Raw genomic sequence first — 20,495 nt, forward strand, 5'->3', positions numbered from 1 at the left:
CACGTCCGCAGCGTTCGCTTGCGCGTGGAATGCGTGTTCGGATAACCGTGGAATGGGCGTTCGCTTAAGCGTGGAATGAGCGTTCGGTTTGCGTGGAATACGCAAAGTGCTGGGCGACGACGCGGTGCGTCGTGCCATGCACGCGCACATTGGCCACAGTGTCGAGCCACTCGCGCAACTGTCGGTTCAGGTCGGCGAGATTCTGGAAGCGACGCGCCAGGAAGAAGTCCTGCCGGATATAGCGATACGGCCGCTCGACCTTGCCCTTGGTCTTGGCGCGATACGCCTTGCAGGCGCGCGGCGCGAAGCCGTAGTGCTGCGCAAACGCGACCAGCTTCGCGTTGTAGACGATGTGCTTCTCGACTTCGCCCAGCACGGCCGCCTTCATCCGGTCGTACAGAATCTCGCGCGGAGCGCCGCCGAGGTGTTCGAATGCCTCCGTATGACAGCGCAGGACGGTCTGCAGATCCTGATGCTCGACGAAGCGTCCCCAGAGATAGCGGCTGTGCCCAAGCACGATTGAGAACAGCCATATCGAACGCCGCTGGCCAGGCGCGTCACCGAACTCGACATTGAAGTGCGCGAAATCCACTTGAGCCTGATGACCGGCGGGCGTCTCAAAGCGCACCTCGAAGCCGCGTTGGCGGGGTGGCCGGACCTCGCGAATCAGATCGCCCAGCGCCGTGCGGCCGCCGGTATCCCCCATGGCCCGGATCTCGCGCAGCAGACGTTCGACGCTCAGGTCGGGAAACTCGCGGACACGTTCGGTGACGTAGTGGACGAACGGATCGACCACGCACGGTCGCGGCGCGCGCGGACCGTAACGCGGCGCCTGAACGCCATTCCTGATGTATTTACGAACGGTCTTGCGGTCCATACTCAGTCGAGCAGCTATGGCCGAAATACTCAGCCCTTGCCGATGCAATTCCAGAATCGTCATCACTTCCTCCAGCTCGACCACCGACACCCCCACGACGGATCTCAAGGGCAATATGGTCGGCGATCGACAGGACGGCGCCGCTACCGCGGCGCCGTCAGATAAAAAACTGGGGAAAATTACTTCGACGAAAGTGGGGAGTATCTATCCGACGCTGACATTACATGCCTCCGCTTCTCGATTTTACGAGACGTTGGCTTCCATTTTCTTCGGCCGACCTCACCTGTCCATCAAAGATATTAATGGACACGATGCTTCTTGTTTCCGTCGCCCGCATTCAAGATGAAATCGCCGCGGACTTACCCCCAACCCGCACAAAATCATTGGTTAATTTTATTTTCCTTCGCACCTCGATTTTTTGGTTGATATGCGGACCACTCGCACCTGGAAAAGAATTTATCCTGATCAACCAGGCCATCTTCTTTCCAGAAATTAACATATTTCTTAATCTGCCACAATTCTCGATGTCGATATAGCCACCGCAACTCACTTGATGTAATGCTTTGTCCATACCCTTTTTCTTTTTTTGCAACCACCTCGATATTTTCCTCGATAACATCAACAACAAAATGGACGACCATTTTTCTTTTTAATATCTGAAATTCAAGGCCCGCCTTACTGGTCTTTTTAAATATCTCCACTGCATCCAGTGGATGGCGTTTCGTTAAAGGGTCATTTTTTACGTTATATCGACCATGACTTTCCAGAAAATTTTTAAATGAAATGGCGCGCGCCGAATCATGCAGATTCTTTGAAATTTCCCGATCTTCCGTATAATCGTTGGGGCGCTCCTGGTTCCAGACGGCATTGGTGATATCATTTTGAGTCAATATGTTTCGCTTCGGCGAGCGCCAACTTTTTGGCATAATTGACTTGATCCATCTAAGGGGTTTACCATTTTGCGTGAAATTCCCGCCAACTCGAGAAAAGCCCTGATTTTTCAAAACGAAGAGGGCATTTTTTCTCGGCACATCAAGACCGTAAACGATGTCACCGACTCTAAATGCATTAGCTAGCTGCGCGTAGGAGTGTTCGTCGTCTAGAGGTTGAGGAGCCAATCCAAGTGAGTCACGCAAGATAATTGGCCTATTGGCAACCATCCTGTAGAGGTTCTGACCATCGATAGCCCCGGCCGGATCGGGGTTGAGCCATCGGCCGAGCCAAGGTTGATAGCTGCGCCAGCCGTAGTCGTAAAGCCCAGTCGCATCGCGCTCCATGCCTGAGTAGCGTACGTACTTGGTGTCCGTCTCGGCCTGGCTGCGCGCGGTCCACACTGCGGTGCCCCCGTATGGGTAGTATTCCTCTCGACTGATCAGGTCCGCTTGAGCGTCCAGCTCCAGCCCGACCGAGCCGATCAAGTCCCCGTGGCTGAAGCGCAGCGCATCGTTCGCGAGACCGGCCGGCAGGCCCGTCTCCCAGTGTAGCGCCCGCGCGCCGGCCCGGCCCGCGTCCAGCCGGACCTCCTGCAGCGCCTCCACCACCTTCACGGTTTGCCCGTCGTCGCTGCGCGTGACCCGCAGCGTCAGCCCCGGCAGCACGATCGCCTCGGCCGTGCGGGTGGTGCCGCTCGTGTGCGTGGTGGTGCGCTTGCGCGCCCGCATGCCGTCGGCACCGTACTGGTACGTCTCACGGTCGTCGATACCGCCGTCGCGCTGCACCAGCGTGACGCCGGCAAGGCGGTTGCGGCCGTTCCACGCGAGCGGTTGGGTCCGGTCCGGCAGGAGGACTTGCTGATTGCCCGCCGCATCGAACCAGGTTCCATCGTCGACATCGGCCGGCACGATCGTGCCTTCGGCGTTTTGCTGAAGCGCGTGGTTGCTGCGATCGGACACCACAATCGCCTGTATGTAGCTGTAGCTCGCTGCGCCACGGTGTTGGATCCCGGTGAGATTGCCGCCGCGATCGTACGTGTAGGTGCGGGCGTAGTTCGTATAGACAGAATTGTCGTTCGGTAGCGGGATTGTCGGCAGCGGGAGCGCTGCCCCTTGCGGGCCGCGCTGAACGGCTTCGCGGCCCGTCGCAGACATCAGTTGGTATAGCGCATCGTAGGTGTAGATGCGCGTCGAGTCGACTTGCTGGTTGCGCCAGTAGGTTGTCGCCTGCGCGTCGTCGTGCACGCTCAGTACGTTGCCGACCGGATCATAGATGTAGTGCAGATCCTGCAGAACCCTGGCGCGGCCCGCCTGGGCCGGACGTGTCACGGTCAACCGCGTGAGCCGCTGCGTCTCGGGCTCGTATTCATAGGTGCTGACCATGCTGTTACCCGCCGTTTCGCTCAGCACCTGGCCCGCCGCGCTGTACTCGATCGATCTGAGCACTGGCTGCGCTGTTCCACCACCGGCCAGCGTCAGGCTGTTCCTGGCCAGCTGGCCCGCAACATCGTGGGCACAAGCTTGCACGTTGCCCTTTGCATCGGTCTGCGTCAGCCAGGCTCCGGTGGCGTCGTGTGTCCAGGTGGTCGTATACGAAGTCGGTTCCAACACTCTCGGCCACTTGGCCTCATCGTTGCCCGCCCAGTCAGCCTCAGCGCCGGCTAGCAACTGGCGTGTCTCGGCGAGCGGCGCGCTGGTGAGACGAAAGCCGCTCCATGTAAGTCGCCCTGCGCTATCGTAGCGGCGCACGCAGTGGCCGCGCAGATTGTGCGCTTGCGCATCGGCTTCGGCTTCGCCGTAGATCCAGGCGTCACGAACGGCGGGTGCCGTATCACCCACTGTCTCGATAGCTGTCAACGGGCGGCCGAGCGTATCGTAGGTCCAGGTAGAGACGGTGCCACGGGCATCGCACGCCCAAACCGGACGGCCATCGACATCGGCCAGTGCCCAGCTCGTGCCGGCGTCGACACTGACGGTACACAACGCGCCACCAGCAACCGACGTCACGTAAGCAAAGTTCGGTGTTTCATCGGCACTGAGCAACCGCGCATCGATTCGAGACGAAGCAAACCCGAGCCGGTTGTACTCGGTCCGCTCGATCCGCTCGTCGAGGTCCTCGTCAACCGCCGCGCGGTTGTAGCTCAGCGTGCGCACCGTCTCGCCTCGATTGCCCACTACCGCCAGCGTCGGCGTACCGTACGCAGGATTCTCAAGCGTCGTCATAACAATCTCACTCTTTTAAAGATGCGTCACTGCCACTTCGTCAGTTCGTCGGCTGCCAGGTATCGTTCTCGTCCTCGGCGACCGTGAACCACGGGTAGTAGCCCGTGCGACGCAGATATCCCTTGGCCGTCACCACTTGCACCTCACGACCAACCGCATCGTAATAATGCGTATCGGCATACCCGCAGCTGCGCATCGCCGTATCGGCCACATAGCGCCAGTCGTCGATAAAGTACGGCTGATAGCTGCGCACCGGCTGCCCCTTGTTGTCGTATTCGACCTTGCCGGACACCTCATAAGTCAGCGCGCTCGTCGCAGGCTGGCTGCTCGGGTGGTAGAACTTCGCCGCCGATCCATATGACGTGTATCCCCGCGGAGCAACCCAGACTTGCGGTTCTTTGGCCAGACCATCCGGCGGCAGCAAACGGTCCACGTAGTCCACCACGTCTCGTCTCAGCGCGGGCCGGGCCACTTTTGAGGCGACATCCTGCAGGATGGCCTTGTCGAGGCTCAGTTCGGCAACCAACTTCTTCAGCCGCGCATTCCCATCCTGCAATTGCTTGAGCTCGTGTACCTGATCCGACTGCATCCCCGCGTATCGCTTCTTCCATCGATAGAACGTCTGCTCGGAAATGCCGACCTGACGGATCAGATCCGCTACTGGCATACCCAACTCCGCCTGCTTCAGTACCGCAACAATCTGTTCGATCGGAAAGCACTTCCGTTTCATGGCAAACCACCTCTCGGTTCAGGGTCAAGTTTGCCGCAAAACTCGCTCTAGAATCGGTCCAGTTTTCCTAATACGGATTAGTGGAGTTTGAGTTAAAAACCCTCTTAATAACTCGATAGTGAACCATGTTTCTATTAAATATTTCCAGGGCCCTGCCTTGGCCGAGCTGAATCGTCATTTGCTCGCCCTCGACCTTAAATTGAGCATTGGTCTTCATCCATTCACCCCCTCCTTCCCTCATATCCGGAAATAATAACTTAACACCCTTATTCAAGGCCAAGCCAATTTCTCTGAGCTCCTTTAATGTTCCAGGTTTGAGGGCGAACTGAATTAACTCTCCGTTGCTAGGCGAAGAATATTCCAATGAATAAGCCACCGCCGGCGAAATCGATGTTTCAGTTGTTGGTTGCAATTTATTGGTTTTCATCAATCCATTATAGTGATCGGTAGACATTGATCTAAAAAGCAACTCATTTCCATGAATATCATACTCCAAAGCAGGAGAGGAAGGATTTTCTGTGCTCCTGTATGGAATTCCAACTAGGCCAGATCGTAACGAGCCACCACCAACAAAAACTCCGGAAGATATATCCTGATTGAGTGATATTGAAGCGTATACGGGATTATCAGACCCTTTTATCTCCACGTTGAAAGGGAGATGCCGACGCTTCTCGAGAATCTTCTTGGTTGACTCAGCAATTGTCGACACCGTTGGCGCATTTGATGGCTCACCTTTTTTTATCTTTCCACGATGCTTTCCAGTTTCAATTGTAATTTGCCTATTGGCACTGAAATATCCATGAGCATTTGCTTTTCCTCTCAATGCCTGAACTCCGCCGAGGTATGCCAACACATGTTCCGGCCCAAAATTTTTCAATTTGTTAATTTCTTGTTTTGCCAGATCTTGTAAGGTTGGCAGTAGCCCCAATAGATCACGTTGCGTAACCGGGCTATTCCTGACCATCCGAAAGAGGTTGAGCCCGTCAACAGTGCCGGCGGGATCGGGGCTGAGCCAGCGGCACGCCCACGGCTGGTAGTATCGATAACCGTAGTCGTACAGCCCGGTCACATCCTGCTCCTTGCCCGAGTAGCGGATGAACTTGGTGTCGGCCTCAGTCTGACTGCGCGCAGACCACACCGCAGTGCCGCCGTACGGATAGTATTCCTCACGGCTGACTAGGTCGGCCTGCCCGTCCAGTTCCAGCCCGATCGAGCCGACCAGGTCGCCATGGCTGAATCGAAGCGCGTCGTTTCCCACGGCAGGCGGCAGACCACTCTCCCAATGCAGCGCCCGCGCGCCGGTCCGTCCCGCGTTCAGCCGGATCTCGTGCAGCGCCTCCGTTACCTTTACGGTGGCGCCATCGTCGCTGCGGGTGAGCCGCAAGGTCAGTCCCGGCAGGGTAATCGCCTCGGCCGTGCGGGTCGTCCCCAACGTCCACGCGCTCGTGCACTTGCGCACCCGCATCCCGTCTGATCCGTAATGATACGCCTCCCGGTCGTCGGGGTCGCCGCTCCGTTTGACCAGCGTGACCCGTTGCAGCCGATTGCGGCCATTCCAGCCAAGCGGCTCGACGCGGTCCGGCAGCAGGCACTGCTGGTTGCCGGTGGGATCGAACCAGGTCCCGTCGTCGACATCGCCTGGCGTCAGGCTGCCGCGGGCGTTCTGCACTAATGCGTGGTTGCTGCGACCGGACACCACGATGTCCTGCGTGTAGCCTACCGCCCCCTGGTGCGCGATCTGAGTAAAGTTGCCGCCGCGGTCGTATTGATAGGTACGCGTATAGCCGCTATAGACGGAATCGTCGTTCGGCAGCGGGATCGGCGCGGGCAGCGTTGTACCTTGCCGACCACGGTTGACGGTTTCGCGGCCGGTCGCGCGGATCAACTGATACAGCGCATCGTACGCGTAGGTATTGCCTGCATCGACCCGCTGGTTGCGCCAGTAGGTGGTCGGTTGCACGGTGTCCGTCATGCTCAGCACATTGCCGACCGGGTCGTATGTGTACTGCAGGTCTTGCAGCACCGTGCCTCGCCCGGTCTGCGCCGGTCGTGTCACGGTCAACCGCACCAGCCGCTGGGTTTCTGGCTCGTAAGCACAGGTGCTGACCACGCCATTGCCGGCCGTTTCGCTCAAGACCTGGCCCGGCGCGCTGTAGTCGATTGCCGATAGCACTGGCCATGCCGTTCCGCCGGCGAGCGTCAGGCCGCTAAGGGCAAGCCGGCCGGCGACATCGAAGGCGCGAGCCTGCACGTTGCTTGCCGCATCGGTCTGCGTCAACCAGGTGCCGGTTGCATCGCGGGTCCAGGCTGTTGTATAGGCAACCGATTCGAGCGCACTCGCCCATGCCAACTCGTCGCCTGCCCAATCGGCGTTGCCCTCCGCGTCGGCTAGCAGGGTGCGGGATTCAATAACCGGTTCGCCAATGAGGTGAAAGCCGCGCCACTCGAGCCGTCCCGCAGTATCGTAGCGACGCACACATTGCCCGCGCAGGTTGTGCGCCTGCGCGTCGGCTTCCCGCTCGCCGTACACCCATACCTCGCGGGTCGCGGGGGCTTGCCCCGCAACAGCCTCCTCGGCCGTCAGCGGACGCCCCAATACATCGTACGTCCACGTCGCGGTGGTTCCACGGGCGTCATGAGCCCAAACCGGCCGGCCGTCGATATCGGCCAGCGCCCAGCTCGTGCCGGCGTCGACACTGACGGTACACAACGCGCCACCAGCAACCGACGTCACGTAAGCAAAGTTCGGTGTTTCATCGGCACTGAGCAACCGCGCATCGATTCGAGACGAAGCAAACCCGAGCCGGTTGTACTCGGTCCGCTCGATCCGCTCGTCGAGGTCCTCGTCAACCGCCGCGCGGTTGTAGCTCAGCGTGCGCACCGTCTCGCCTCGATTGCCCACTACCGCCAGCGTCGGCGTACCGTACGCAGGATTCCCAAGCGTCGCCATAACAATCTCGCCCTTTTAAAGATGCGTCACTGCCACTTCGTCAGTTCGTCGGCTGCCAGGTATCGTTCTCGTCCTCGGCGACCGTGAACCACGGGTAGTAGCCCGTGCGACGCAGATATCCCTTGGCCGTCACCACTTGCACCTCACGACCAACCGCATCGTAATAATGCGTATCGGCATACCCGCAGCTGCGCATCGCCGTATCGGCCACATAGCGCCAGTCGTCGATAAAGTACGGCTGATAGCTGCGCACCGGCTGCCCCTTGTTGTCGTATTCGACCTTGCCGGACACCGCCCAACGCGTCGCCGTCTCTTGACTCATCGGCTTGCCGGCCTCGTCTACGACGATTTCACCTCGCGCATCGCGTTGCCAGGCGGTGCCGCCTGGCACTTTTTGCGCGCTCTGTAATGCCCGGCCAAGACCATCGACGCAACCCACGCTGACTCGCACCTGTTGCGCCGAGTCGGATGGGTAACGATGACAGGCTCCGCCATCATTATTAAGGCAATGCTGAACAAGCGGCTGCATTCATGATGTCATCAAGAGTTCGAAGCAAGCTGATCATGAACGCAGGTTCCTTGCTGGTTTTCGGTCATCCTAGGGGCCGTTCGAGGGCCCGTGGTCCTCACTGGCGGGCCCCAGGTTCGGTTTTCGCCCATTACGGGCGCACCTGTGCCATCAATCGCGTGCGGCGCAGGTAGACATTGGCCAGCGCCACCGCGACGAAGGCGCGGTTCGCAGTCTTCCCGAGCCCGCGATAGCGCACCTTCGCGAAACCCCACAGTCGCTTCACCACGGCGAATACATGTTCGACGCGGGCCCGAATTTTCGACTTGTTTCGGTTCTTGCGGCACGCCACCTCGTCGATCGCGCCGTTGCGGCGTGTGCGCTGATTCGTGAAGTCGCGCGCCTTGGGCGCCTTGCCATGAATCAGTGCCTTCTGGCTCGCGTAGGCGCTGTCGCCGTAGACGCGCTGCTCCTGCCCATGCAGCAGTTGCGGCAACGCATGCTTATAGTGAACGTTGGCCGTCGTCACCACCGCGCTGTGGGCCAGGCCGCTCTGACTGTCGACCCCGATGTGCAGCTTCATGCCAAAGTGCCAATTGCCGTTCTTCTTCGTCTGGCGCATCTCGGGGTCGCGGGCCTTCTGTCCGTTCTTCGTCGAACCGGGTGCGCCAATTAACGTGGCATCCACGATCGTGCCGCTGGCAAGCTTCATCCCGCTGGCCTGGAGAACCCGACCCACTTCCGCGAAGATCTGTTCGCCCAGCTTGTGCTTCTCGAGCAGATGCCGGAACTTGAGCATCGTCGTCGCATCCGGCACGGCCTCGCAGCCCAGATCGATGCCCACGAAGTGGCGCAGGCTCGTGCTGTCGTACAGCGCCGCCTCGCAGGCGAGGTCCGCCAGGTTGAACCAGTGCTGGACGAAGTGAATTCGCAGCATACGTTCCAGGCCAATCGGCGGGCGCCCGTTGCCGCGTCTCGGGTAATAGGCTCGACCGGCACGCACAACGCCGCCCAAGGCACGATCCGGTTCATCGTGTCGAGAAACTCGTCGCGTCGCGTGCGTTTGCGCTTCGTCTCGAAGCCCGCTCCCTGATCGACTGCCATCGCCAGCGTCTGCTGCTTCATCGTCTTTCGCCTTTCTCGGGTCATGTCCAACGATCTATAACGGCTGGACCACGGCGATGGTGGACTTGTTCAGCATTGCCTTAAGCTACATTTACCCTCCTATTGCCAGAATGGGTCACCCTCCCAACAACCTGAGCAGGAATTTCAGTCATGATTTTCCTCGATGAAAACCACGATTCTTTGACGCGAAGGTTCTTCACGTATGCAGGGGCTTCCTGTCCCTGATAATGTAAATTCCAGCTTCCACCCTCTTTCGATTCATACCTGAGAAAAGCAAATCCGTGAACATTTTCAATGTTGCTCTCGCCTATTCTATGAAATCCATAATCCGGATACTCCATGGCCGCCACCATCCCACGGCCATGTTCAATACCCACCCTATTGTATTGCTCCTCTTCCTTGCCGCCTTCCACGTGATAGACTCGCAACGTCTCTTCGCTCATCATGTCTACCACGAATGAGCAACCGCTAAAAGCAGGGGTAAAGACATGAATTGGGTCGGTTGTGATATCTGGATGGACCGGAATGTCATAGTATTTTCCTTGCGGCACCCAATAAGCCTTCACGGTCGATCCCGTTGTTACCTCGGCTCCGAATAGTTCCACATGCGGCGCAATCGCCATATAATTTTCTTGGCCGCCGGGATTCACTCCGAGGAATGAAAACCTTGCGATGCCACCGTGCTGTAGCACATCTCCAGGCAGACGCAGTTGTTGTCCGGGGGCTGCGTTAAGGAGATCCGACACAATAGGCAATAGTTTTCGCCCGCCTGCCACCGCTGACATTGGCCAGATCTTATACTGCTCGGGCAAAGTGAGTTCGACGGTTTGTGTTCTGCCCGATAAGTCAGGTTGGACGCTTGAAAGGATGGATCCTGGTATTTCCTTCTGTTTACCTGCTCGCAGTTTAAAGCCTGCAATTGGATCCAGTCCAGTAGGATCGTAATAATTAATCGGACAGTTACGCGCCATCCTGTACAGGTTGAGTCCATCGATGGTGAAGGCGGGATCGGCGCTGGCCCAGCGTCCGAGCCACGGCATGTAGTAGCGGTACCCGTAGTAGTACAGCCCGGTCGCATCACGCTCCTTGCCCGAGTAGCGGATGAACTTGTACTTCACCTCATACTCGTTACCGCCCCACACTGCAGTGCCGCCATATGGGTAGTACTCCTCCTGCGTAATGATCCGCCCATCGCCATCGAGCTCCAGGATCGCCGAAGCGATCTGATCGCGCACGCTCCAGCGGTACTGGTCGTTCGGAATCTGCTCCGGCCGCCCCGCTGTCCAGTGCAGTACCCGCATCGACCCGTCCGGCACCATCACCACATCCAGCGCCTCTTCCGTCTTCCCATCGGCCTCCGTCGTGCGCAGCTCCAGTCCCGGCAGGTAGATCACCTGTTGCGTGCGCCAGGTGCTCGCAGTCCTTGCGCGTGTCTGTTTCCACACTCGCATCCCGCTGCCGTCGTAGCCGTAGGTTTCCCGGTCATTATCGCTGTCACCGCCGCGGTCAATGAGCGTTACCTTCTCCAGTTGGTTGCGCACGTTCCACACCTGCGCCTGCCCCGGCTTCAGCGCCAGCCTGTTGCCACAGGCGTCGAAGTAACTCCCGTTGTCGATGTCTCCCGGCCGCAGGCTCTCCTCATCGGCCTGCGCAACCCCGTGATTACTGCGGTCCGACACCACGATGTCGTTGCGCCACGCGCTGCCGCCTTGGTGCTCGATGCGCGTCAGGTTGCCACCGCGGTCATAGGTATAGCGGCGCATGTAGTTGACCAGGTTGGCCGAATCGCTCCCCGGCGGTGAAACCGGACCCTGGCCGCCCGCCGTCGCGTTCTCCCGTCCGGTGGCTTCCAGCAGTTGGTACAGCGCGTCATGGCGGTAGGTGGCCTGCGCCGCCACCCGCTGGTTGCGGAAGTAACGGACTTCCTGCGCGGCGTCGCTAATACCCAGAATGTTGCCCACCGGGTCATACGCGTATCCCAGCGCCTGCACCAGCGTGCCGTCAGCCCGGTGCGTGCGCCGGTGCACCAGCCGCCGGGTCTCGGCCTCGTACTCACAGGTTGTGGCCACTCCGTTGCCAGCCGTCTGCGCAAGTAGCTCGCCGGCCGCGGTATAGCGAATACCGCTCACCAGCACCTGCTCGTGCACAGCACCGGCCAGCTTCAGCCAGCCTACCTGCAGTTGGCCCGCGACGTCCATGCTCCAGCGCCGCCGGTGGCCCTTCGCATCGGTCTGCGCGATGACACTACCTAGCGCGTCGTAGTCCCACCCGGTCGTCCACGCCTGCGTCGACAGCTGCGTGTCCCAGCCTGCCTCATCGTCACCCGGCCAGCAGGCTAACGCCACCAGCTCGGCCAGCAGGCGCCGCGTCTCGTCCTGTGGCTGACCACCCAGCGTGTAGCCCAACGTGCGCACCTGCCCGGCCGTATCGTAGCGACGCACACATTGCCCGCGCAGGTTGTGCGCCTGCGCGTCGGCTTCCCGCTCGCCGTACACCCATACCTCGCGGGTCGCGGGGGCTTGCCCCGCAACAGCCTCCTCGGCCGTCAGCGGACGCCCCAATACATCGTACGTCCACGTCGCGGTGGTTCCACGGGCGTCATGGGTCCAAACCGGCCGGCCGTCGATATCGGCCAGTGCCCAGCTCGTGCCGGCGTCGACACTGACGGTACACAACGCGCCACCAGCAACCGACGTCACGTAAGCAAAGTTCGGTGTTTCATCGGCACTGAGCAACCGCGCATCGATTCGAGACGAAGCAAACCCGAGCCGGTTGTACTCGGTCCGCTCGATCCGCTCGTCGAGGTCCTCGTCAACCGCCGCGCGGTTGTAGCTCAGCGTGCGCACCGTCTCGCCTCGATTGCCCACTACCACCAGCGTCGGCGTACCGTACGCAGGATTCCCAAGCGTCGTCATAACAATCTCGCCCTTTTAAAGATGCGTCACTGCCACTTCGTCAGTTCGTCGGCTGCCAGGTATCGTTCTCGTCCTCGGCGACCGTGAACCACGGGTAGTAGCCCATCTTTCGGCGCTTGGGCAACTTCGAACGTAACTGCAATTGCTCCTCGCAATACAGCCGGTACGCCTGGTTCTTACCTAACTGCCAACCTTCGCGGCGCAACAGCACGTGAACACGCCGATAGCCATAACGCACACGCGTGTAGGTAATCTCGCGCATGAGTGCGCGCAGCTCCGCACGGGGATCCTTGACGCTCCGGTAGTACTGAACGCTGCGCGGCTGCTTCACGAGCCGACCGACCCGCCTCATCGTCAATCCATAGTGGCTTACTACGTAGTCCACCACGTCTCGCCTCAGCGCGGGCCGGGCCACATTTTTTTGCGGCTATGTCCTGCAAGATGGCCTTATCCAAGCTCAGTTCGGCAACCAGCTTCTTCAGCCGCGCATTCTCATCCTGCAATTGCTTGAGTTCGCGCACCTGATCCGACTGCATCCCCGCGTATTGCCTCTTCCATCGATAGAACGTTTGCTCGGAAATGCCGACCTGCCGGATCACATCGACTACCGGCATCCCCAGCTCTGCCGGTTTCGGTACCGCCACAATCTGCTCGATCGAAAAGCGTTTCCGTTTCATGACAAACGACCTCGTGATTCAGGGGCAGGTTTGCCGCAAAACTCGCTCTCAGATCAGCCCAGGATTCCGAAAGCGGATCACATCGACTGACGTACTCGCGCTCAACATTGTGACGTCGAGGACCGCGGCTTTGACGCCACGGGCCTCGCTCCCAATTTGTGAGAGGCTACGCCCCAAGCTTGAGGATAAAAAATACGTGGCGACGAAATATGGTCTTTTCTATTGAATAATCGCCTAATATCATGCTTCCTCAAAGCCGCGTACACCGTAAATGATGGATCCTCAGCGCGCTCCACGCCATGTGCCCTAACAGGGTGCTTGGAATAAGCCACAACTGGCCTATCGATACTGTCTGCCACTTGCTGGGCGGCCCCCCTCTTGGCATAACAACTAATCAAATGAAAGGGCGTAGTTCCTTTGGTCAAGTCTATAGAGTATTTCAACTTTAGCTGCTCTTCTAAAGCATTTGCTGCTATCCCCTTACTTGTACGAGTATATTTACCAGTAAATCTCCCAGCAACTTTCTCGGCTTGCTTCCCCCAAACTAGGACACTGTCCCCATTATTTCGCTCTTTAGCGCCATGAATTATCATCGCCTCGACCCCCTGCTTACCTTGGAACTTGTCGGTATAACCACCGTACCATACCGCGAATTTTCGATTGAATATTGTGATGTTTTCGTCAGTTTTCACTTCCGCCCACCATTGCATTCCTTGATCAATGCTCTGAGCCGGTCTGTTTGTCCGCGCTGCCAGATCAGTCTCTTCCACCGCCCCACTGGCGATTGCCGTCGCGTCTCTCGCTTTCGCTCGTGCGGGGTCCTCCTGGCTCTTCATCAACCTTTGTACTGCCCGCCCAATACGTGCAACCACACGTGCCAATCTCGTCGCTAGCGACATCTGGCCCGAAACAGGGACGTCGGCGGCAAGGCCACCAACGTCCTCGTAGGTAACCGGATTGTTGCGTACCATGCCAAAAAGGTTCAGGCCATCGACGAGGCCGGCGGGATCAGCGTTGAGCCAGCGTCCAATCCAAGGTTGGTAATACCGCAGGCCATAGTCGTACAACCCTGTCGCGTCGCGCTCCTTGCCAGAGTAACGGTTGTATTTCGTATCTGCCTCTGCCTGACTGCGCGCTGTCACTACTGCCGTGCCGCCGTATGGGTAGTATTCTTCCCGGCTGATTATTTCTGCGTGCTGGTCCAGCTCGAGTCCGATCGAGCTGGTCAACCCTCCAATCTCGTAACGAATGGCGTCGTCTACGAGGCCGTCCGGCTGCCCGCTTTCCCAGTGCAGTGTTCGCGCGCTCATCTGGCCGGCTTCCAGTTTCACCTCGTGCAGCACCTTGATTACTTTCACCCCCTGCCCGCTCTCACTACGTGTCACCCGCAGCGTCAACCCGGGCAGATAAATTGACTCGGCAATGCGTATCGTGCCACTGGTCTGCGTGCGCTTCGTGCCCGCGGTATAAGTACGCGTCTGCTTGCGCACACGCGTCCCGTCTGCACCATATTGGTACACTTCACAATCGTCCGTCGTACCGTCCCTCTTGACGAGCGTCACCCGCGCCAGCCGGTTGTCACCGTTCCAGTCCAGCGGCTGCAATCGGTCCGGCAGCAGAATCCGCTGGTTGCCTGCCGCATCAAACCAGTCGCCGTCGTCGATGTGCTCCGGCTTCAAATTCTGCTGGTCATTCTGCTCAATCGCGCGGTTACTGCGACCGGACACCACGATCGTCTTTGTGTAGCGCGCTGCCCCTCGGTGCTGAACGTGCGTGAGATTACCGCTGCGGTCGTATGTATAGGTACGTTCGTAGTTCGTATAGACCGTGTCGTCGAGCGGAATGGCCGGTGCGGGCAGTAATGGCCCGTCCTGGCCGCGATTAGCCGTCTCCCGCCCAGTTGCGCCAGTCAACTGGTACAACGCGTCGTAGGCATAGGTGTGCACCGGCTCGATCTGTTGATTGCGCCAGTAGGTGGTGGTCTGCGCGTCGTTGTGCACGCTCAGCACATTGCCAACCGGGTCGTACGCATAGTGCAGGTCCTGCAGCACGGTGGCACGACGCGCCTGATCCGGGCGCGTCGTGCGCGCGCCGATCAGTCGTTGCGTCTCGGGCTCGTATGCGTATGTGTTCATCACACCGTTGCCCGCCATTTCGCTGAGCACCTGGCCCGCTGCGCTGTACTCGATCGATCTAAGTACTGGCTGCGCTGTTCCATCGCCGGCCAGCGTCAGGCTGCTGCTGGCCAACTGGCCCGCAACATCGTGGGCACGAGCTTGCACGTTGCCCTTCGCGTCGACCTGTGTACACCAGGCACCCGTCGCATCATGCGTCCATACGGTCTTGTACAACGTCGGGTCCAGTTCGCCTGCCCACGCCGACTCGTCGTTGCCCACCCAGTCTGCTTCATCTTCGGCGCTCATGGGTAACTGACGGGTTTCACCAACGGGTTCTCCGGTGAGACGAAAGCCGCTCCATGTAAGCAGCCCTGCGGCATCATAGCGACGCATACATTGCCCGCGCAGGTTGTGCGCCTGCGCGTCGGCTTCCCGCTCGCCGTACACCCATACCTCGCGGGTCGCGGGGGCTTGCCCCGCAACAGCCTCCTCGGCCGTCAGCGGACGCCCCAATACATCGTACGTCCACGTCGCGGTGGTTCCACGGGCGTCATGAGCCCAAACCGGCCGGCCGTCGATATCGGCCAGCGCCCAGCTCGTGCCGGCGTCGACACTGACGGTACACAACGCGCCACCAGCAACCGACGTCACGTAAGCAAAGTTCGGTGTTTCATCGGCACTGAGCAACCGCGCATCGATTCGAGACGAAGCAAACCCGAGCCGGTTGTACTCGGTCCGCTCGATCCGCTCGTCGAGGTCCTCGTCAACCGCCGCGCGGTTGTAGCTCAGCGTGCGCACCGTCTCGCCTCGATTGCCCACTACCGCCAGCGTCGGCGTACCGTACGCAGGATTCCCAAGCGTCGCCATAACAATCTCGCCCTTTTAAAGATGCGTCACTGCCACTTCGTCAGTTCGTCGGCTGCCAGGTATCGTTCTCGTCCTCGGCGACCGTGAACCACGGGTAGTAGCCCGTGCGACGCAGATATCCCTTGGCCGTCACCACTTGCACCTCACGACCAACCGCATCGTAATAATGCGTATCGGCATACCCGCAGCTGCGCATCGCCGTATCGGCCACATAGCGCCAGTCGTCGATAAAGTACGGCTGATAGCTGCGCACCGGCTGCCCCTTGTTGTCGTATTCGACCTTGCCGGACACCGCCCAACGCGTCGCCGTCTCTTGACTCATCGGCTTGCCGGCCTCGTCTACGACGATTTCACCTCGCGCATCGCGTTGCCAGGCGGTGCCGCCTGGCACTTTTTGCGCGCTCTGTAATGCCCGGCCAAGACCATCGACGCAACCCACGCTGACTCGCACCTGTTGCGCCGAGTCGGATGGGTAACGATCCGCGATCAGCGACGCCTGCTGAACCGGCTGTCGAGGCAGTGCCCGAATAATCTGGCGAACGCCATCCGGAAGGTCGGCTATCGACACTTCACCAGCCGCCCACGCATGTCCCACGGACAGGACTCGACCATCGGGGGTAATGAACGCGTGCGTCAGCAGTGCATTCCAAATTGGCGTGACGTCGTCCGTCACGACTTTCAGCGCATCCTGAGTCAATTGCCCCATCCAGCTCAGCGGGGCAGCCAGATAAATGCCGGCAACCTCCTGCTTCGACACACCCGCGTTCTGGATCGCTTGGGCGACCGTGAGGTCGTTGAGAGAGAAATCCGCCAAGGAGCTAAAGCCGACTGGTTGCCCTTCCTCTGTACCGTAAAAACTATTCACCAACACGCGCCCCAGCGCATCGAACAACACTTCCTGGGTATTGCCGTTGAGGTCTACCATCTGCTTGGGCTGCAAGAAGCGATAGTCGTAGACCGCCGTCGTCTGATTGTCCAGTGCGTCGGTGGTCTTCTTCAGTCCGCACGTGAAGTTGTCGTACTCATACTTCACCTCACCCGTCAGCGCGCTCGTACGCTGGCTGATCGGGCGATAGAACTCCGCCGCAGATCCATAAGACGTGTATCCGCGCGGCGCAACCCAGACTTGCGGTTCTTTGGCCTGACCATCCGGCGGCAGTAAACGATCCGCCAACCGATACCCGGCCTGCTTAAGCAATGCGGTCAGTGCGTCATCGTCCAGCACGCCATCGAACGCCTTGAGCGCGGCATCGTCGAGTTCAGCCGTTTCCACATGGTCGACAAGCGCGGTCAAGCCAACCGGGGTGTCCGTATAAAAGATCTGCTGCTGCCCTGCGTACGTGCGCGACTTTTTGGCATCCAGCCATCCCCCCGCTTGCGTCAGCAATTCGTAGCTCAATCCGTTCACCGGCGCCTGGCTGCCGTCGAAGATCAACACGTCGCTGCGCTGCTGACTAGGAAGGCCTAATCGCCACGCCTGCGCATCATCCAGGTGGATCGGCAGGCTGCGCTGCTCGGTCAGAATCAGACTGGCTTGCTGGTCGTCATAACTGCTGGCCCAACTCGTTGAGGGCAGCGTCGCTGGATAGGGATTAGCGTTCGGCCGCGGACGACGCGGATAATTCACGGCAACATTCCACGTCACACTACCGTAGCGGTCCAATTGCAACTGAACCTGCTGGCTAACCAACGGATCGACCGCGATACGCTCATAGCTATAGCTGACCTGCTCGAGCCCAGTCGGCATGACAACCGGACTCGCTCGCCCAGCCCCGGCCTGGAGAAGCCGGACCTGATACCGCGCCGTCGACACCGTATATGGCACCGCTTCCTTGTCGCTACCATCCAGGCCATACACTTCCTGACGTAGCTGGACACCCTTGAGTGCTCGGAACAACCAGTAGCGCGTGTCGGCATCCACTGCATCAAGATCGACGTCCTGCTGGTGTTCGGCATCGAACTCGGTCAGACGGGTAGGATTGACTGACACTGCACTCGCATCTTGGTAAGGCGAATTCGCCAGTACCGTTTCATCGGTCTCCCGACCGGTGTGGTACCACGTCTTGGTGACGAGCGGCGGCGCAAGCGGCACCGAACTAACGATCGTCGTCGCCACCTGTTGCGCGTCTTGTGCCGTCACGAGCCCGAAGCCGCGAAACTCACGCTCGACACCGTCGTACACGCCATGGTGATATCCATATTGCTGGACAATCGAATTGCCGGTGATTTCATCGAGCGTCGTCACCTGGGCGACCGTGGGGATCGGCATCGGCAACGCGGACGTCAGCGTCGGGTCCGCCTGCTTGTCGTCGAGCCAGTATTGCACCGAACTGCGGTAATCGAAGGTCGTATGCATCCCCATGTTGTTGTTCACGCTCGTGAGCAGATATGGCTTGGCCTTGGCAAAATCCAATCGCCAATGTTTCGGCGTCATATGCGGATGCGAAACAATCAGGCTGGCGACGCCCACCCCCTGCAGATCGGCAAAGCTGGCTTGGCATAACCGGTCGAACGTCAGACCATCGGGCAACGGCAATGTGACCGGCGCCGCGAAGCCATTGCCGGACTGGTTCAGATAGAGCGTCAGGTGGTCCCGCTCGAGATAGATCACGTCCGTCGCGCCGCTGCCGTCCAGATCGGCCAAGAAGATCTGGTCGGGATTGAAGGTGTCGCGAGCGAAATTGAGCGTGGCGAGCAGGAACGGCCGACCGAAACGGCCGCGCCCTAGATTCGGCCAACACATGACGCCATCGTGGCGGATACGGACGAGATGCGTCTGGCCCGAACCCAGTACGTCGCTGAAGGCGACCAGTTCCCGCGCGTCGCGCCCCGCAATCGGCAACGTGGTCTCCTCAGACTGCACGACGTCGGTTGCACGAGCAAACCCGTCTCGCTGGTTAGCATAGAGACGCACGCTCTTGGGGCCGATCAATGCCAGATCCGACAGGCCCGAGCCAACCAGGTCGGCCAGTTGCGCCTGCGGATGGAAGAACTCCGGCGGCAGCGCGTTGAAAGGCGTGAATCTGGACCACTGGTTGCCTTCCTTGAGCGAAAAGCAACCGCTCATACCCGGTTGAGCGACCAGCCAATCCAGGCGGCCATCGCCATCGATATCCATGAGCGCGAGCCGCACCGGTTGCATCGTCGGAACATCGGGCAGCGCTTGCCAAGCACCGTAGGCAACCTCCTCGGTTCCTGCTTCGCCGCGCATCGGTGGCTTGTAGCGCCAATCGACATCATGACGAAACAGCACACCGGCTAAGCCGTCGCCGTACAAGTCCACCAGCTCGTAATGCTCGCCATCGTTCAATTCGGGCACACCGTCGAAGACTGTGCCGCTGCCCGCAAGCGCATTCGGATCGAACTTGCTGTAATCGAACTCGATCGGCGCCAGGCTTTGCACTGCTCCGTCGGGTTCATAGGCCAGTGATCGCACCTGCGTCAGGTGACTAACGATGGGTGATTCCTCATACGCGAAGAGCATGCGATGGATCAGCGTATGATCAGCCTCTAACTCCTCGCGAATATGATGAAACACCAGCACCTGCCGACACAGTCGATGGGTACGCACTTCGAAGCCGTATTGATAGCGGGAAAAGCTGTCGGCACGCATCGACCACGCCCGGCCACTCGGAACATCATAGGTCGGAGGCCTGTTGAAATCGACGCCTCGCTCGCCGTAATCCAGCACAACGCTGAACAGCCAGCCTTGATCGCGGGCATCAGGCATGTCCCACAGATACAAGTGGGGCGCCGGAGCTCGATTGCCGTAATAGACTTCGGCGAGGTAACGATTCGCCGCGTGATCGCGGTTGTTTTCGTTATCCGCCGCAACACCGTCGTCGGTTTCGGCAGCATAGCGGTAGTAAATATGCTCGCCGGTCGGATTGACCGACTCTTCGATATACCATTCCGCAATTTGTTCGGGGGCACTCGGGTTCGCCACCCGTGCCGCCGCGGTCTTGCCGAAACAGTGAAGCTGGCCATCGGCGCCGTGGCTCATCCAAAAATCGTCGACGGCGCCGGAGCCTTGCCAGCGCTCGATGCGGTCGAATGCGCTCTCGACCCGCGGGAAATAGCGGGTGACCTGGTAAGTTTCCCCCAGATCCTTATCGCCATACTTCGCGACGGAGGTCGTGATCGTCTTGCCGTGCTCGTCGCGTTCGCTGACAAGCACTTCACCGTCGAGATCGAGAAACTCGTCTTCTGGCCCACCGTCGTAACGCGGCACGCCACAGTTGGTACGGCGCCGGATGGCCGCTGAACTCAATTGCCATCCGAGGCCGAATGGGCCGTTGCCTGCACCGCTGCTGTAATTCAGCATCAGCGACGGCGCGTATCCCCGCCCTGCGGAGACCGGCAACGGCAACGCAAACCCAGCCATTCCACTGGGGCCAATGGGCGTGAGGCTATCGCCCAATCCAACGATCGCGCCTCCGCCTTTGGGCAACGATAGGCTTTGGACCGATACTGAAGCATCATTCTGCATGGTAGATCGAATCCTGTTGGATCGGTGCCCGTGGGCACCGATAACATCGTGAACGCTCACGACGGCGTCTGTGCAAAAGCACGCT

At 59.5% G+C, this 20,495-nt stretch carries 8 protein-coding genes and 4 pseudogenes; 1 reads left to right on the forward strand and 11 read right to left on the reverse strand.

Features of this window, described 5'->3' with window-relative positions; genetic code table 11:
• Positions 1–103: 103 nt before the first annotated feature.
• Positions 104–973, reverse strand: a pseudogene (istA, locus tag WS78_RS34775) (IS21 family transposase); the annotation flags it as partial.
• Between istA and WS78_RS37390 the strand changes: the two are divergent.
• Complete coding sequence (locus WS78_RS37390) at positions 894–1,223, forward strand: hypothetical protein (RefSeq protein WP_197419466.1); 330 nt, start codon at positions 894–896, stop codon at positions 1,221–1,223. The pseudogene istA and the gene WS78_RS37390 sit on opposite strands and share 80 nt — an antisense overlap.
• Before the next feature lie 34 nt (positions 1,224–1,257).
• Here the strand turns inward: WS78_RS37390 and WS78_RS34780 are convergent, their stop codons facing one another.
• From WS78_RS34780 to WS78_RS34820, 10 genes and pseudogenes are all read right to left on the reverse strand, one after another.
• Positions 1,258–4,032, reverse strand: a complete 2,775-nt coding sequence (locus tag WS78_RS34780) for an RHS repeat-associated core domain-containing protein (protein ID WP_085701558.1) — start codon at positions 4,030–4,032, stop codon at positions 1,258–1,260.
• 40 nt (positions 4,033–4,072) lie between these two features.
• Positions 4,073–4,330 (reverse strand): annotated as a pseudogene (locus WS78_RS38480) (hypothetical protein); the annotation flags it as partial.
• Between the two features lie 132 nt (positions 4,331–4,462).
• Positions 4,463–4,762 (reverse strand): annotated as a pseudogene (locus WS78_RS36850) (transposase); the annotation flags it as partial.
• Positions 4,763–4,829: 67 nt separating this feature from the next.
• A complete protein-coding gene (locus WS78_RS34790; protein ID WP_198174684.1) occupies positions 4,830–7,643 on the reverse strand; it encodes an RHS repeat-associated core domain-containing protein in 2,814 nt (937 codons plus the stop codon).
• A gap of 109 nt (positions 7,644–7,752) precedes the next feature.
• Positions 7,753–8,241: a hypothetical protein gene (locus WS78_RS36855; RefSeq protein WP_157131173.1), complete on the reverse strand. Its 489-nt coding sequence runs from the start codon at positions 8,239–8,241 to the stop codon at positions 7,753–7,755.
• 130 nt (positions 8,242–8,371) lie between these two features.
• A protein-coding gene (locus WS78_RS34800) for an IS5 family transposase (RefSeq protein ID WP_226377341.1) occupies positions 8,372–9,345 on the reverse strand; the annotation gives its coding sequence in 2 pieces (ribosomal slippage) (positions 8,372–9,204 and positions 9,204–9,345; 975 coding nt in all).
• An 80-nt stretch (positions 9,346–9,425) separates the two neighbouring features.
• The gene (locus WS78_RS34805; protein ID WP_059584209.1) at positions 9,426–12,260 is read right to left on the reverse strand and encodes an RHS repeat domain-containing protein; all 2,835 of its coding nucleotides are present in this window, start codon (positions 12,258–12,260) and stop codon (positions 9,426–9,428) included.
• Positions 12,261–12,363: 103 nt separating this feature from the next.
• Positions 12,364–12,937 (reverse strand): annotated as a pseudogene (locus tag WS78_RS34810) (transposase); the annotation flags it as partial.
• A gap of 101 nt (positions 12,938–13,038) precedes the next feature.
• Positions 13,039–15,921 (reverse strand): RHS repeat-associated core domain-containing protein, encoded by a 2,883-nt coding sequence (locus WS78_RS34815; RefSeq protein ID WP_085701562.1) that lies wholly within the window; start codon positions 15,919–15,921, stop codon positions 13,039–13,041.
• 40 nt (positions 15,922–15,961) lie between these two features.
• Complete coding sequence (locus WS78_RS34820) at positions 15,962–20,410, reverse strand: SpvB/TcaC N-terminal domain-containing protein (RefSeq protein WP_085701563.1); 4,449 nt, start codon at positions 20,408–20,410, stop codon at positions 15,962–15,964.
• Positions 20,411–20,495 lie beyond the last annotated feature (85 nt).

The sequence above is a fragment of the Burkholderia savannae genome, from assembly GCF_001524445.2.
GTDB lineage: Bacteria > Pseudomonadota > Gammaproteobacteria > Burkholderiales > Burkholderiaceae > Burkholderia > Burkholderia savannae.

Bases quoted from the DNA above. Each gene is read 5' to 3' on its own strand.
- WS78_RS37390 (WP_197419466.1), top strand. From the start codon at position 894: ATGGCCGAAATACTCAGCCCTTGCCGATGCAATTCCAGAATCGTCATC.
- WS78_RS34815 (WP_085701562.1), bottom strand. From the start codon at position 15,921: ATGGCGACGCTTGGGAATCCTGCGTACGGTACGCCGACGCTGGCGGTA.
- WS78_RS34805 (WP_059584209.1), bottom strand. From the start codon at position 12,260: ATGACGACGCTTGGGAATCCTGCGTACGGTACGCCGACGCTGGTGGTA.
- WS78_RS34780 (WP_085701558.1), bottom strand. From the start codon at position 4,032: ATGACGACGCTTGAGAATCCTGCGTACGGTACGCCGACGCTGGCGGTA.
- WS78_RS34820 (WP_085701563.1), bottom strand. From the start codon at position 20,410: ATGCAGAATGATGCTTCAGTATCGGTCCAAAGCCTATCGTTGCCCAAA.
- WS78_RS36855 (WP_157131173.1), bottom strand. From the start codon at position 8,241: ATGCAGCCGCTTGTTCAGCATTGCCTTAATAATGATGGCGGAGCCTGT.